The organism is Hyphomicrobium zavarzinii ATCC 27496 (genome assembly GCF_000383415.1).
Lineage (GTDB): Bacteria > Pseudomonadota > Alphaproteobacteria > Rhizobiales > Hyphomicrobiaceae > Hyphomicrobium_C > Hyphomicrobium_C zavarzinii.
Genome location: NZ_KB911256.1, coordinates 69240 through 83760 on the forward strand (window position 1 = coordinate 69240; position 14521 = coordinate 83760).

Sequence of the window (14521 nt, forward strand, 5' to 3'; positions counted from 1 at the left end):
AGGCATCCAAAAAGGAACGTCATCCCGACGAAGGTCGGGATCCAGGCACGCTGCAATCTTGCGCATAGCGCCGTGATGATAACGCAGCGCGCCTGCCGGATAGGACGCGGCGAGCCTCAGAAGCCAGGACCGCGGTTGTAGCTTTCGACGAGCTGATTGTAGTCGTGCATGAGCCGGTCGGGCGAGCCCTCCACCATCCAGCCGCCGCCGCCGGAGTTGAGGATCATCTTCTCGCCGTCGCTGTAGGGGACCTTGTCGCGCACGCGGCGCATCAGCTGCTTGCTCGTGACCAGGAACGACTTGGCGGAGCTGACGAAGCTCGATCCGATTTTGCTGTCCTTGTTCTGTTCGGCATAGCTGTCGGCCGCCTTGGTCGCCGCTTCGTATTCGCCGAGGGCGGCCGTGATCTTTGCAAGATCCGGCTTGTCGGTGCTTTGGGCGCGCATAAGCCGCTTCGCATGCATCATGAGCGCTTGGATGTGATAGCGCCCCTTGCGGCCCTCCTCCTTCTCGATGTTGACGAGGTCTTCCGCAGCCAGCATGTCCTGCACGACATCGATGCCAGACCGCAGCTTCGCGTCAGCGGTCGCGAACGCAGTCCACGCGGCTACGAGCTGGGGATGCAGCGCCTTGCCCTTGGCCATCTTGTCGTCTTTGTAGTTCTCCTGAGAGTAATAGTCGTCCGCGTCCTTGAGCAGAGGCTCGAGCGCGACCACCGCGTCCACATAGGTTGAGGCCGCCGCCTCGAGCTCAGCATTGCGCGGGTCGAGCGTGTTGGCTTTCTCGACGCCGCTCTTGCAGTCCGCCGTGTCGTAGATCGTGTACGTGCCGTAGATGATCCGCTCTTTCCCCGTCGGACCCTTCTTGCCCACCCAGCTGAAGTAGCGCTCGCGGGAGTCGTAGGCGCGTTCCGAGAGCCGGTTGATGCAGCCCACATACGCGTTGATCTTCTCGGTGAGTGAAGAGGTCTCTGCGCGGACGCCGCCGGCCGCAAGCAGTCCGGGAAGCACGGCCGCGCCCACAGCCAAAATCCGCAAAGAGATGGAATGCATGATGTTTCTCGTCATGACAGGGTTCTGAAAAATATAAGAATTGCAGGTGTTTACGGCAGAATTTCAGCATTGGGATCTTTGCTGGACCCGCCGGGGTAGGGATAGCGGATCATCCCGGTTGCCAGAAGCCCAATTGTGGCAGAAAATTGGCGCATGGATGAAGCCACGAGGCCAAAGCCATGTCGACGTTGCGCAAAGCTACCATCTGCGTCGCGAGCTTGACGCTGATCTTCGCCGCCGCCGCGTTCTCCGCAGGTCGCGGCCTTGCCCAGGAAGGTCCGGGCGGTGCCATCAATCCCGGCCGCGACTGCCAGACGATAACCACCTGCCAATTTCGCAAAGGCGGGAGCTATCGCGGATGCCTGTCCTCCTATAGCTGTCGGGTCTGCCGGTTCGTGCGGTCGAGCTGCACCATCGGCGGGGCGAGGAAATCCTGCTACGAGTCGCGCTGCACGTGGGGCTGAGCCCGATGTCGTCGTCTCGGCGCGCAGGGCGTTGCGAGAGGGCGATTGGGTTTGCACGACGTTGCGATCATAGGCGGGGGCCACAACGGCCTCACCGCGGCGGCTTATCTGGCTGCGGCCGGCCTCGATGTGGTGGTGCTGGAGAAGAACGCCAACGTCGGCGGCGCCGCCTACACCGAGGAGTTTCATCCCGGCTTCCGCAACTCGGTCGCGGCCTACACCGTGAGCCTCCTCAACCCCAAGGTCATTCGCGATCTTGATCTGCCTCGCCATGGACTGAGGATCGTCGAGCGTCCGATCGCCAACTTCTGGCCCGTCGATGACCGGCGTGCGCTCGTGATGCCCTACGGTCTCGCGGCGCGTCAGCGCGCGATTGCCGCGTTCTCCGAGCGGGACGCTGCGCGGCTGCCCGCTTACGACGCCGCGCTCGATCGCGCAGCCAGCGTGCTCAAGGGCCTTCTCCTGGAAACGCCGCCCAACGCAGGCGGCGGACTGCGCGAGCTATGGAAGGGCGCACGCCTCTCGCGCTCGGTCCAGAAGCTCCCGCTCGAGGCACAGCGCGACCTTGCGGCGCTGTTCACCGAAAGCGCCGCAGACTTTCTGGCTCGCTGGTTCGAGAACGAGACCGTGAAAGCCGCATTCGCGTTCGACGGCATCGTCGGCACCTACGCAGCACCAACCACGCCCGGCACCGCATATGTGCTGCTGCACCACTGCTTCGGCGAGGTGAACGGAAAGCCGGGTGTCTGGGGTCACGCGGTGGGCGGTATGGGAGCGATCAGCGCGGCCATCGCCGCAGCCGCGCGTGAGAAGGGCGCGAAGATCCGCACCGATGCCCCCGTGCGCGAGATCCTGGTCGAGAACGGCCGCGCGGCGGGCGTGGTGCTCGCCTCGGGAGAAACCGTGCGCGCCCGTGCCGTGGCGGCGGCCGTTCCGCCGAAGCTGCTCTTCTCGCGCCTGGTCCCTGAAGGCGCGGTCAATCCCGGCCTGCACCAGCGGCTCGCGGGCCTCAAGTCCGGCTCCGGCACGTTCCGCATGAACGTCGCGCTGTCGGAGCTTCCGGACTTTACCTGCCGTCCGAACCGCGAGGGCACGGACCACCTCGCCTCGGGCATCGTGATCGGGCCGACGCTCGACTACCTCGAGCGCGCCTATCTCGACGCGCGGCGCGACGGATGGTCGAAGGAGCCCGTCGTCGAGATTCTCATTCCGTCCATGCTGGACGCCACGCTGGCCCCCAAGTGCCGCCACGTGGCGAGCCTTTTCGTGCAGCACGTCGCGCCGCATCTACCCGCTCCGCGCGCCTGGTCGAACCCGCATGAGAAGGAAGCCTTCGCCGATCTCGTGATCGATACGGTGACGCGGCATGCGCCGAACTTCAAGGCGAGCGTGGTGGGCCGCCAGGTGCTCTCGCCCTGGGATCTGGAACAACGCTTCGGCCTGATCGACGGCGACATCTTCCACGGCGCCTTGAGCCTGGATCAGCTCTTCTCCATGCGGCCGGTTCTCGGCCATGCCGATTATCGCATGCCGCTGCCCGGCCTCTACCTGTGTGCTTCCGGCGCTCATCCCGGCGGCGGCGTGACGGGCGTCCCCGGACACAACGCGGCACGCGAGATCCTGCGCGACAGGAAGGGCTGGTGGAAAGGCCGGGCATGACGGAGCGCTTCAAGGACCACCGGGTCGGACGAGCCTGACGGCGCGGTGAGGCGTCGCAGTTTGTCGCATCGTGTAACGAAGTGTTTCCCCGCCACAAAAAGTCGGCTTTTCCCCCTGTAGCACAAAGATATTCCGGCTTCGTCCAAGGAGAGCTCGAATGCGACGGATTGAGGTCCGGCCGGACGTTTCCCCGTCGCACGAAGTGAGGCCGCCGATCGGGATGATCGTGATCAGGGGAATGGTGCGCCGCCGACAGTCGATACTGGGGCCGCGGCGGTGCCCAACGGGGTGAACGAATGAGATCGGCCACAGCGGCAAAGCCGCTTCAAGAGGCTCAACCGCAGAAGGGCGCGCTGCCGCCTGTCGAGCAGGCGCCGGACGACATCGCCGCAGCACTCGGTCTCGAAGGAGAGCCGCGGCGGCGCTGGCCGTGGATCGGCGCTGGTATTGCGGCGCTCGTTCTGCTCGCGGCCTGGTACGCGCTCTCGTCCGGATCGGGAGAGCGCACGCGATACACGACGCAGCCGGCGACGCGCGGCAATCTCACGGTGCTCGTCACGGCGACAGGCTCCGTCCAGCCCACCAATCAGGTCGACATTTCGAGCGAGCTTTCGGGCACGGTCCGCCGCGTGATGGTGGACTACAACTCCCATGTTGCGGTCGGAGATCTCCTGGTCGAGCTGGATACCGACAAGCTCAAGGCCACGCTCGACAGCTCGCGCGCCAAGGTGGTGGCCAGCCAGGCGAAGATCCGCGACGCGGAGGCAACCGTCGTCGAGAAGAAGGCCGAGCTTGAGCGCAAGAAGGCCCTCGTCACGAAAAGCTGGGCGTCAGTCCAGGATGTGGATACGGCGCAGGCCGCCTACGATCGCGCCATCGCGAGCCTCGATAGCGCACGCGCCGATCTCGGCGTCTCGGAAGCCGATCTCAAGATCAACGAAACCAATTTCGAGAAGGCGCGCATCGTGTCGCCCATCCGCGGCGTCGTGCTGTCGCGCGCTGTCGAGCCGGGCCAGACTGTGGCCTCCTCGCTTCAGGCCCCGGTGCTGATCTCCATCGCCGAGGATCTGACCAAGATGGAACTGCAGGTCGATGTGGACGAGGCTGACGTCGGCAAGGTGAAGACGGGGCAGAAAGCGGAATTCAGCGTCGATGCATTCCCGGATCGCAAGTTCCCCGCCACCATCGAGGAGTTGCGCTATGCCTCCGAAGTCGTGCAAGGCGTCGTCACCTACAAGGCCATTCTGGGAGTCGATAACTCCGAGCTGCTTCTGCGTCCCGGCATGACGGCGACGGCCGAGATCACCGTCACCGAGGTCAAGGATGCACTTCTCGTTCCCAACGCGGCCTTGCGCTACGCGCCGCAGGCATCCAACGCCCCCGCGGAGCAGACGAGCCTCCTGCGCCGCATCCTGCCCGGCCCGCCGCGCTTCCGTGCGCCGAGCGCGCGGCAGGAAACGGGGGCGAGCCGGACGATCTGGGTCATGCGCGATGGCGCGCCGCAATCGGTGCCGGTGGAGATCGGATCGAGCGACGGCAAGGTCACCGAGATCGTGAAGGGCGAGCTCGAGGTGGGCCAGGCGGTCATCATCGACGAAACGACGGCCGCGCAGTAACGGGAAGCAACCGTAAGACGCCATGCAAAAGGCAATCCCGAAAACGCCCCTGATAGAGTTTCGCTCCGTGACCAAGACCTACGGCACCGGCGCCGCGACGGTGCACGCCCTTGCGGGCGTCGATCTCGTCATCGAGCGGGGAGAGTTCGTAGCCATCATGGGCCCCTCCGGCTCCGGCAAGTCCACGACCATGAACGTCATCGGCTGCCTCGATGTGCCGAGCACGGGCCAGTATCTGTTCCAGGGCGTGGATACGGGCACGCTCTCGCGCAACCAGCGCACGCGGCTGCGGCGTCATTTCCTGGGCTTCGTGTTTCAGGGCTTCAACCTGCTCGCGCGCACCACGGCCGTCGAGAATGTGGAGCTGCCGCTGATCTATCGCGGCTTGGCTCCTGTGGAGCGCCGCAAGCTCGCGATCAAGGCGCTGGAGCGCGTGGGCCTTGGCGGGCGCATCGATCACGGCTCCTCCGAGCTCTCCGGCGGCCAGCAGCAGCGCGTCGCCATTGCGCGCGCCATCGTCACCAGCCCGCGCGTGCTGCTGGCGGACGAGCCGACCGGCAACCTCGACACCAAGACCAGCCGCGAGATCATGGATCTGATCGTGAGCCTCAACCGCGATCAGGGCATCACGGTCGTCATGGTCACGCATGAAGCCGATATCGCCGCCTACGCGCGTCGTGTCATTCGCTTCGTCGACGGCCGCATCGATAGCGATACGGTCAACCGGGAGGCGGCGTGACATGTTTTTCGAAACGCTGAAGCTCGCCGTCCAGGCCATCCGGCGCAACGCGCTGCGCTCCGTCCTCACCGTGCTCGGCATCGTCATCGGTGTCGGCGCCGTCATCGCCATGGTCACCATCGGCAACGGCACCACCGCCAAGGTGACGGCCGATCTTGCCAAGCTCGGCACCAACCTGCTGTCGGTCAATCCCGGCCAGTTCGGCCCCGGCCGCGCCAGCTCCGAAGCCAAGCCCTTCAACTATCGCGATGTCGAGGCCATGAAGCAGCAGCTTCTCGGCGCGCGAGCCGTGGCGCCGCTGGCCCAGAAGACGGCGACCGTCATCTACGGAACGGAAAATCGCAGCACCACGGTGATCGGAACGAGCAACGACTACTTTTTGACCCAGGACTGGGACCTGAGCGCCGGGCGCACCTTCCTCGATGGCGAGATGCGGGGCGGACGCGCCGTCTGCATCATCGGCGAGACGGTGCGCAGCAAACTGTTCGGCCGCGAGGCGCCGGTCGGGCGCAGCCTGCGCGTCGGCAGCGTGGCGTGCGAGGTGATCGGTGTGCTGCAGGCCAAGGGGCAATCGAGCTTCGGCAGCGACCAGGACGACGTCGTGATCATGCCCATCCGCACCCTGCATCGCAGGCTTGCCGGCAACACGAACATCAGCCGCATCTTCGTGTCCGCGAAGAACGGCGGCGAGACCGCCAAGGTCCAGCGCGACATCGAATGGCTTCTGCGCGAGCGCCGCAAGATTGCGCCCGGCAAGGAGGATGATTTCTCCGTCCACGACATGAAGCAGATCCTGCAAGCGACAGCCGGAACCACGGCCATGCTGACGGGGCTGCTCGGCGCGGTGGCCGCCGTCTCGCTGCTCGTTGGCGGCATCGGCATCATGAACATCATGCTGGTCTCGGTCACCGAGCGCACGCGCGAGATCGGCATTCGCCTCGCCATCGGCGCGCTGGAAAGCCAGGTGCTGATGCAGTTCCTGATCGAAGCGGTCGCGCTTTCGGTGTTCGGAGGAATTCTCGGCGTGATCCTGGGGCTCTCCTTGGCGCTGCTCGCCACCATGGCGCTCGGCGTGCCGTTCATCGTCAGCACCGGCATCGTGCTGGTGGCCTTCGCTTTCGCGGCCCTCGTCGGCGTCGTCTTCGGATATTTCCCGGCCCGCCGCGCCGCCCGCCTCGATCCCATCGAGGCGCTGCGTCACGAGTAGTCCGCACTCCTTAGAAGGATAGCGGAGGCCAGTTATCAACCATATGTTTTTAAACGAAAAAACTAAGAATCCGTCACCCGGATTAACCTTTTGTAAAGCGAATAAATCGAGCCTCCGAAGTGCAGGAGACAACGCTTCGAAAGGGGACTTTCCATATGGGCAAGCTCGCAGTTTTCATGGCGATGAAACGGGATCTGGCGTTCGAGTTCGAGCGTGAGCTGAGGGCGGTGCGCAATCTCATTCTCGGCGTCACCCGCATCTCTGGAACGGACTACACCATCGATCTGCAGGCGACCGAAGGCTTCGTGGCGGGCAGTCGCGCACGTGCGGCCTTCGCCGAAGCGCTCCACAGCGCCGTGCACGAGGCTCTCCTCAAATACGCTCACGACCTCGCGCGTGAGAGCCTGGAGCACGGCATGGATCAGGACATCGTGGGCGGCGCCCTGGGCGGAAACCCGGCGCTTCAGACTTTACAGGCCCTGCGCGCGCGAGCGGCCGAGCCCCAGCAGCCTGCGCAGCCCGCAGACGGAAACACGGTCCGCCTCGCTGTGTGCGCTTAGGAAGCGCGGAGAAATTCAGGACGGCACCGATAAGCGCGCCACGTCTCGAAACGACGTGTTCCGAAGCGACGTGGCGCGTTCTTTTTGCTACCCTGCCATCACAGAGCCGGGATGCTGGGTTTTGAGAGCTTATGCGGCTGTTGATTGCAGGTTGGCATGGACAGGTTGCGCGCGCGCTCATCGAGGCAGCGCCGGCCTCGCCGCATGTCAAGGCGCTGGCGGCCGGAAGACCGGCGCTCGATCTGCGCGATCCCAAGTCTGTCGAGCGCGCATTCGGCGATATTGAGCCCGGCATCGTCATCAACACGGCAGCTTACACGGGTGTGGACCAGGCCGAGACGGAGCCGGACGCCGCTTTCGCGCTCAATCAGGAGGGCGCTAGGGTTCTTGCGCGCGCCGCCGCGCGGCGCAACGTGCCGGTCATCCATCTTTCCACCCACTACGTGTTCGACGGCGGAAAGCCTGAGCCATACGTCGAGAGCGACGAGCCGCACCCCCTCACGATCTACGGACGCTCGAAGCTCGAAGGCGAGCGCGCGGTGGCCGAAGCCAATCCGCATCACGTGATCATCCGCACCGGCTGGGTGTTCGGGGCTGTGGGGCGGAACTTCGTGACCAAGATTCTCGGGCTCGCGACCGGCGAGGACCCGTTGCGTATCGTTGCCGATCAGCACGGCAATCCCACTTACGCGCCGCATCTGGCATTGGCGATCCTGGAGGTCGCGCGCCAGCTCACGCAGCACGAGAGGGATGCCTCCATCTGGGGCACCTACCACGCGGCGGGGACGGGTGCCACGTCCTGGCACGGCTTCGCGAGCGAGGTGGTGGGCTGCGCCACACGGCTCGGTCGCCCGGAGGTGCCGGTGGAGCCTATCGTCAGCCTCGACTATCCGACCAAGGCTCCGAGGCCCTTCAACTCCGAGCTCGATTGCACGAAGTTCGAACGCGCGTTCGGACTGCGTCTGCCGCCCTGGCAGGACGGCGTCGCGGACTGTGTGGGACGCCTCCTGCAGCCTTGAGGCGGCGATCTAGATCTGCCTTTCGGCGCGGCGCACTTTCAGAAAGGCCCGGCTGAAGAGGCCGAGAAACACCACGAGAAGCAGCATGACCGGCACGCCGATCCAGACGTCGAGCCGGCTCGCGGTCTCGGTGCCGACCAAGCCGAAATGCTCGGCCAGGCGTGAAAGCGCCGTCGCGCCGACCGCGAGCAGGAACACGTTGCTCGCCAGCATGAGGCGCGGCTCGGCGAGATAATACTTGGTGAGGAACCCGCCCTGGGGCGGCTTCGAGCCGCCGAGGAGCGAAAGCACGGCCAGCGGCAGAACCACCAGCGCCACGAAGCCGTGAACCAATATGGTGAAGATCGTGATCATGGGAACCTCCGGCCTAAGCCCGCCGGGATGCGGAATCCGGCATGGGACGCACCCTGCTCATCGCGCGCGCCGCCGTCAGTTCCAGCCGAAACAGGCAGCGCGGCCGCTGAGCCCGCTGCACAGCGGCCAAATCTCTGCTAAACCCGCGCCATGCTGGAAGTCACCCAAGACATATCGATCGACGAGCGTGAGCTGGAGGAGCGTTTCATCCGCGCGTCCGGACCGGGCGGACAGAACGTCAACAAGGTCTCGACCGCGGTCGAGCTGCGCTTCGACGTGCGCCATTCGGGCAGCCTGCCGATTGCGGTGCGCGACCGGCTGGTGCGCCTCGCCGGCCGCCGCATGACCGACGAGGGCGTGCTCGTCATCCGCGCCGAGCGCCACCGCACGCAGGAGCGAAACCGCGAGGATGCGCGCGCCCGCCTCGTCGAGCTCGTGCGCAGCGCGCTCCATGTTCCCAAGAAGCGCGTTGCCACCAAGCCGAGCCGTGCCGCCAGGGCGCGCCGCGTGGACACAAAGGTGAAACGCGGCAACGTGAAGAAGCTGCGCCAGTCCCGCCCCTCCCACGATTGATCCTTCCGCCATCGAGAGCATCCATGCCCCGCTTTGCCGCGAACCTGAGCTTCCTCTTTACGGAGCTGCCCTTCCTCGATCGTTTCGAGGCGGCCGCGAAGGCTGGCTTCAAGGGGGTCGAGTTCATGTTCCCCTACGCCGTGCCGGCGGGTGACATTCGCGCACGCCTCGACGACAACGGCCTCTCGCTCGTGCTCTTCAATTTGCCGCCCGGCCATTGGGACAAGGGAGAGCGCGGTTTCGCGGCCCTGCCCGGCCGGGAGGACGAGTTCGCCTCTGCCGTCGACCTCGCGCTGACCTACGCCGAGGCGCTCGATTGCCCGCGCCTGCACGTGATGGCGGGCCTTGCGACGCATGGCGCCACGCGTGAGACTTACGTCGCGAACCTGCGCATGGCAGCGGACTGGGCCGCGCCATTCGGCATCGACATCCTGATCGAGCCGATCAACACGCGCGACATGCCGGACTATTTCCTGACGCGCACCGCAGACGCTCGCGACGTGATTGCCGAGGTGGGCGAAGCAAACATCGGGCTCCAGTTCGACATCTACCACCGCCACGTCCAGGAGGGCGGCGTGGAGCGCGCGCTCGCAGAGTTCGGTCCACTCGCGCGCCACTTCCAGTGTGCCGACCCGCCCGATCGCGGCGAGCCGGGCCTCGGCACGCGTGAGCTCGACTACGCGCGTATCTTCAACCTGATCGACGCCTCGGGATACGAGGGCTGGATCGGCTGCGAATACAAGCCGCGCGGGGAGACATCGGCCGGCCTCGGCTGGCCTGCCGCCTGCGGTGTCACGCTGGGATGATGCGCGTCCGGCCTGGGCTTCGTTGAAGCCGGGTTGCGGAAAGTGCCTGCTCATCCCAGATACCCACGCAAGCCGCTACCGAGCGAGGAAGAGATGGCACCCAGAAAAATTCCCAAGGCCCCACTCGTTGGCGAACCCAAGGCCCGTTGGTTGACGGGGCCGCCCCGCGGCACTTGGACAGATCCGATCATCAGCGAATGGGAGCTGACGGGCGAGGCGTGGACGGACGAGCACGCGCACGACGAGTTCGCCTACGTTCTCGAAGGCCAGCTCTTTGTCGAAAGCGACGGCGTGACCGTGGAAGCCAGCCAGGGTGATATGGTCTGTGTGCCCGCTGGCAGCATCGGAAAATACTTCGCACCGAAGTACGCGCGCATGTTGGGGATCTATGGCCCCAACCCGGCCGGCGAACCGATGAAAAACGCACGCCTCGAAAAGCTGGGCGCTTGAAGGCGCTTCCGTGCCGTCTCGCGCGAGCGTCATCCTAGACCAGCACGTCCGCTCTCAGCACCGTTTCGAGCCACTCGGTGAAGACCTGAAGCCGATGCGAGAGATGCCGGCGATGCGGATAGAGCAAAGTGATTGGCATCGAAGCGGGAGGGTGTGTCCGCATCACGTCCACGAGCTCACCCGACTCGAGATGGGTCTTCACATCGTAGGCCGGTATCTGGATGAGCCCCAGACCCGCGAGGCAGCACGCGATGTAGCCCTCGGCGCTGTTCACTGTCACACGCGCGCGCACGGAGCGGTAGCGTAGCTCGCCGTCTTCCACCCACTCCCAATCCTCGACGCGCCCCGTCGAGGGAGAGGCATAGCCCACGGCCCAATGCGCATCGAGCGTCTCGGGAGATCGCGGCCGGCCGTGACGCTTGATGTAGGAACGGCTGGCGACGTTGATCAGCCGCAGCTCTCCAACAGTCCGCGCGATCAACCCTGAATCCCGCAGAGGCCCGACGCGTAAGGCGCAGTCGACGTTGTCCTCGACGAGGTTGACGGTTCGATCCGACATGCTGAGCTCGACGGTGATGTCGGGATAGCGATCGAGAAAGGCGGGCAGAGCCGGCGCGATCGTGACGCGCCCGATGCGGCCCGGCACATCGATCCTGAGCTTTCCCGAGGGACGTGCGGCCGATTTGCGGAACAGCGTCTCGGCTTCTTCGACGTCCGCCAGCAGCCGCAGGCATCTTTCATAGAAGGCGAGCCCGTCATTTGTCGGCGCAACCTTGCGGGTCGTCCGGTTGAGGAGTCGCGTGCCGAGGCGCGTTTCCAGGTCTTGCACTGCCGCGGAGACCGAGGATCTCGGCAGCCCCAGCGTGTCCGCGGCCCGGGTGAAGCTCGCGCAGTCCACCACGCGAGCGAAGATGCGAAACAGCTCGATGCGGTCCACCGGCAAGCGTCTCCATTGTTCGGCGTTTCTGACATGTGATGCCAGATTGGCCATATTTATATATGGAAACTAGACGATATGCTCGATGGCGAAAAGGCTAGTTGAACGAGGAGATCATGGTCGATCACAGCATCAAGGGAAAGACAGCCATCATCGCAGGTGGTGGGAAAAACCTGGGCGGTCTCATAGCGAAAGACTTGGCGGCTCAAGGCGCCAAGGCCATCGCCATTCACTACAACAGCCCCTCCAGCAAGGCCGAGGCCGAGGCAACGGTCGCAGCGGTCAAGGCGGCGGGCGCACAATGCGTGGCCTTTCAAGCCGACCTGACGTCGGCAGGAGCTGTCGAGAAATTGTTTGCGGATGCCGTGAGCGCCGTCGGAAAGCCGGATATCGCGATCAACACCGTCGGCAAGGTGCTGAAGAAGCCGATGGTGGACATCACGGAGGCCGAGTACGACGAGATGAGCGCGGTCAACGCCAAGTCGGCTTTCTTCTTCCTCAAGGAGGCGGGCAAGCACGTCAACGACAACGGCAAAGTCTGCACGCTCGTGACCTCGCTCCTCGGCGCATATACGCCGTTCTACTCCTCGTATGCCGGAACCAAGGCGCCGGTTGAGCACTTCACGCGTGCGGCGTCGAAGGAGTTCGGCGCGCGCGGAATATCCGTAACGGCGATCGGTCCGGGCCCGATGGACACACCGTTCTTCTATCCCGCGGAAGGCGCCGATGCCGTAGCCTATCACAAGACGGCCGCCGCGCTATCGCCCTTCACGCCCACCGGCCTCACGCACATCGAGGACATCGTCCCCTGGATTCGCTTCCTCGTGTCGGACGGCTGGTGGATGACGGGACAGACGATCCTCGTCAACGGCGGATACACGACGAAATGATCCGCGCCCCGTGAGCGCGACAAGATATGGGCGCCCGCACGCACGGGCGCCCGTTCTGTTTGAATGGCGGGGGCTGCTGCCGGTCCGGCCCCGCTTCGCAGAGAGAAGCTTTTCGGCTAATATTCGACGTCGGACGATCACACGCCCTTTCTCGCGTCCAGGCCCGAAGGTCTGGTGCGATGCTCTGCGGAGGAAGGTGCAGCCATGGCTGAGTTGCTCGTCGCTGCCGCACTCGTCGCCGGTGTCATAGCCGCCCATGAAATCGGTTTCAGATTGGGCCTCAGGTCGCGATCCGCCGATGCGACCCTGGACCGCCAAGTGGCGCTCGTCCGGAACTCCACGGGCGCGCTGGTCGCGTTCTTGATCGGCTTTGCGTTCTCGGGAGCCGGTTCGCGCTTCATCGACCGGTTGGACATCATGGTCACCGAAGCCAATGCGCTTGGAACGGCGTATCTGCGTGCCGATACCCTTGCCGATCCATACCGCGGCGATCTCAAATCCGCGCTGAAGGAGTACACGGGCGATCGAGTCACTATGTTGAGCGGCGCCGGGCGCCAAGAGATCGAGACGCTGCTCGCCAAGGTCGGCGGCCTGCACCAACGCATGTGGCAAGCGGCCATCACGGGCACGCAGGACAATGCGCCCCTCATGGCCGTCGTGCTTCCCCCGGTCAACGAGGTCATTGATTTGCATGCGACGCACCTCGCCATGGCAAGGCGTCACCTGCCCATTCCGATCATGGGAGCTCTGCTGGGCACGACGGCAATCGGCGTGGCGCTGATCGGCTTCGGCAACGGGCGCGTGAACCGGCGCTTCTCGCTCCTCGACTCCGTCTACGGGGCCGTCCTCGCGGTTGCCTTGTGGATGACGATCGACCTCGACTATCCGGGGATGGGCATTATCCGGGTGACCGGCAACAGCTTCGTGGAAGCTCTGGCGGCGATGCAGTGAGCGTCGCGTCTCGCGAAATTAGGAGCCCCCGGACTAAGCCGGGGGCTCGAAGCGCGACGCAGCTTACTATGTGGGGGTGGGGAAAGCTGAAGGCTGCCCCGAGGGGGAGAGTGGGCAGCACGACCGTTCGCGCGCCTGTATGAAGAGGCACGCGCACGGCAAGTTGCTTTGATCTCGATCAACGCCTCATAATTGAACGATGACAGCGCGAAATTTCGTGCAACTCTTCCTTACGCGGGCGCCGCGACGTGACCGGCTTCCACCAGTCCCCTCAGCATCACGGCCGCGCCGCACTGCTTGGAAACGGCGTTGGAATCCCACACGTTGTCGGCAACGAACTTGCCCTTCGTGTAGTGGTTCGAGAAGCTCCACAGATACGGTGTGTTGATCTTGTAGAGCAGGCGGCTGCGCCAGCCGTTGTAGGCTTCCCAGCGATAGAGCATGTGCGCCAGCGTCCAGTCGGGCTTCTCGTCGAGCTTGTCGTAGCGGAGCGCATCCACCGCGCTCGACACCCAGTCTGATGGCGGCAGCCATTGCGCGGGCCGGCCCTTCGGCACCTGCACGGTTTTCTTCTTGAGCGAGTCGCCGTTGTGGAGATGCGACTGCATGTCGAAGCCGCATTCCATGCCGTGGATGATCGCCACGAAATACCACGGCACGCAGGTTTCCTCGAACACCTGGTCGTAGGCCTTGCGCCGCGTGGGATCGGTGATCTTCGAGACGTACCACATCACCTCCGAGCGCTTCTCGGAGCGGATCTCGCACGTGGCGAACAGGCGCCGGTAGTCCTCGGCAATGCTGTCGAAGGCGGGCGCAGTGATCGCCTGCGCCTGCGGGCCCTCGGGGATGTCGCGCGGCATCCGCTCCGCGTTGCGCGCCGTGCGAAGAAGCTCGGACGCGCGATCGAGCAGGCTGTCCACGTCGGCTGACGTTACGCCCCGCGCGTCGGGAGCCGACGCGCTGACGCTGTCCATGAAGTCCACGATGGCCGGCTGGATCTCTGTAAAGTCCTCGCTGGAGGACGAAGGCGCAAGGCCCATGCGAGGCACGGAAAGCCCAAGCCGCTGGGCTTCTTCGGAGAGGCCCGCGAGCGACGACCACGTGCCGCCATAGCGCTGGGCCCGGGCGGAAAGGCTGCCGATGCCGCCCGCGAGGGGAAGCGCCATTGCGGCTGCAAGGCCCTTTCCAAGCTGCCGGCGGTCGATTTGGACCCGTTTCATACGCGTTCCCTCGTCACATTTCGT

The 14521-nt window shown here is 64.9% G+C and carries 16 protein-coding genes; 12 read left to right on the plus strand and 4 right to left on the minus strand.

All coding sequences use genetic code 11. From position 1 onward, the window contains the following. Nucleotides 1-116: 116 nt before the first annotated feature. Nucleotides 117-1052, minus strand: a complete 936-nt coding sequence (locus F812_RS0104345; protein ID WP_020084736.1) for a YiiG family protein — start codon at nucleotides 1050-1052, stop codon at nucleotides 117-119. Between the two features lie 179 nt (nucleotides 1053-1231). Between F812_RS0104345 and F812_RS0104350 the strand changes: the two genes are divergently transcribed. From F812_RS0104350 to rfbD, 7 genes are all read left to right on the plus strand, one after another. After that, entirely contained in the window at nucleotides 1232-1516 is a 285-nt protein-coding gene (locus F812_RS0104350) for a hypothetical protein (protein ID WP_020084737.1), read from the plus strand. 45 nt (nucleotides 1517-1561) lie between these two features. Next, a complete protein-coding gene (locus tag F812_RS0104355; protein WP_198011136.1) occupies nucleotides 1562-3175 on the plus strand; it encodes a phytoene desaturase family protein in 1614 nt (537 codons plus the stop codon). Between the two features lie 296 nt (nucleotides 3176-3471). Then, nucleotides 3472-4791 carry an efflux RND transporter periplasmic adaptor subunit gene (locus tag F812_RS0104360; protein ID WP_020084739.1) on the plus strand — a complete coding sequence of 440 codons (1320 nt, stop codon included), beginning with the start codon at nucleotides 3472-3474 and terminating at the stop codon, nucleotides 4789-4791. 34 nt (nucleotides 4792-4825) lie between these two features. After that, on the plus strand, nucleotides 4826-5530 hold the full coding sequence (locus tag F812_RS0104365) for an ABC transporter ATP-binding protein (RefSeq protein ID WP_026867839.1): 705 nt from the start codon (nucleotides 4826-4828) through the stop codon (nucleotides 5528-5530). Between the two features lies 1 nt (nucleotide 5531). Then, nucleotides 5532-6737, plus strand: a complete 1206-nt coding sequence (locus tag F812_RS0104370; RefSeq protein ID WP_020084741.1) for an ABC transporter permease — start codon at nucleotides 5532-5534, stop codon at nucleotides 6735-6737. Between the two features lie 155 nt (nucleotides 6738-6892). Further along, entirely contained in the window at nucleotides 6893-7297 is a 405-nt protein-coding gene (locus F812_RS0104375; protein WP_020084742.1) for a hypothetical protein, read from the plus strand. A 131-nt stretch (nucleotides 7298-7428) separates the two neighbouring features. Continuing rightward, nucleotides 7429-8316, plus strand: a complete 888-nt coding sequence (gene rfbD / locus F812_RS0104380) for a dTDP-4-dehydrorhamnose reductase (RefSeq protein WP_020084743.1) — start codon at nucleotides 7429-7431, stop codon at nucleotides 8314-8316. 9 nt (nucleotides 8317-8325) lie between these two features. On the opposite strand, the gene F812_RS0104385 is transcribed toward rfbD, so the two are convergent. Continuing rightward, nucleotides 8326-8670: a hypothetical protein gene (locus F812_RS0104385; protein WP_020084744.1), complete on the minus strand. Its 345-nt coding sequence runs from the start codon at nucleotides 8668-8670 to the stop codon at nucleotides 8326-8328. Nucleotides 8671-8820: 150 nt separating this feature from the next. Between F812_RS0104385 and arfB the strand changes: the two genes are divergently transcribed. The 3 genes from arfB to F812_RS0104400 all read left to right on the plus strand — a co-directional run bounded on the left by arfB (nucleotide 8821) and on the right by F812_RS0104400 (nucleotide 10499). Then, entirely contained in the window at nucleotides 8821-9243 is a 423-nt protein-coding gene (gene arfB / locus F812_RS0104390; RefSeq protein WP_020084745.1) for an alternative ribosome rescue aminoacyl-tRNA hydrolase ArfB, read from the plus strand. A gap of 23 nt (nucleotides 9244-9266) precedes the next feature. Then, nucleotides 9267-10049 carry a 2-oxo-tetronate isomerase gene (gene otnI / locus F812_RS0104395; RefSeq protein WP_020084746.1) on the plus strand — a complete coding sequence of 261 codons (783 nt, stop codon included), beginning with the start codon at nucleotides 9267-9269 and terminating at the stop codon, nucleotides 10047-10049. 93 nt (nucleotides 10050-10142) lie between these two features. Beyond that, a complete protein-coding gene (locus tag F812_RS0104400) occupies nucleotides 10143-10499 on the plus strand; it encodes a cupin domain-containing protein (protein WP_020084747.1) in 357 nt (118 codons plus the stop codon). Nucleotides 10500-10533: 34 nt separating this feature from the next. On the opposite strand, the gene F812_RS0104405 is transcribed toward F812_RS0104400, so the two are convergent. After that, complete coding sequence (locus F812_RS0104405; RefSeq protein WP_020084748.1) at nucleotides 10534-11436, minus strand: LysR family transcriptional regulator; 903 nt, start codon at nucleotides 11434-11436, stop codon at nucleotides 10534-10536. A gap of 116 nt (nucleotides 11437-11552) precedes the next feature. On the opposite strand from F812_RS0104405, the gene F812_RS0104410 reads away from it, so the two are divergent. Both F812_RS0104410 and F812_RS0104415 read left to right on the plus strand, forming a co-directional pair. Next, entirely contained in the window at nucleotides 11553-12326 is a 774-nt protein-coding gene (locus tag F812_RS0104410; RefSeq protein WP_026867840.1) for an SDR family oxidoreductase, read from the plus strand. Between the two features lie 204 nt (nucleotides 12327-12530). Continuing rightward, nucleotides 12531-13277 carry a bestrophin-like domain gene (locus F812_RS0104415; RefSeq protein ID WP_020084750.1) on the plus strand — a complete coding sequence of 249 codons (747 nt, stop codon included), beginning with the start codon at nucleotides 12531-12533 and terminating at the stop codon, nucleotides 13275-13277. Between the two features lie 230 nt (nucleotides 13278-13507). Here F812_RS0104415 and F812_RS0104420 read toward each other — a convergent pair whose 3' ends face one another. Continuing rightward, on the minus strand, nucleotides 13508-14497 hold the full coding sequence (locus F812_RS0104420; protein ID WP_020084751.1) for a hypothetical protein: 990 nt from the start codon (nucleotides 14495-14497) through the stop codon (nucleotides 13508-13510). Nucleotides 14498-14521 lie beyond the last annotated feature (24 nt).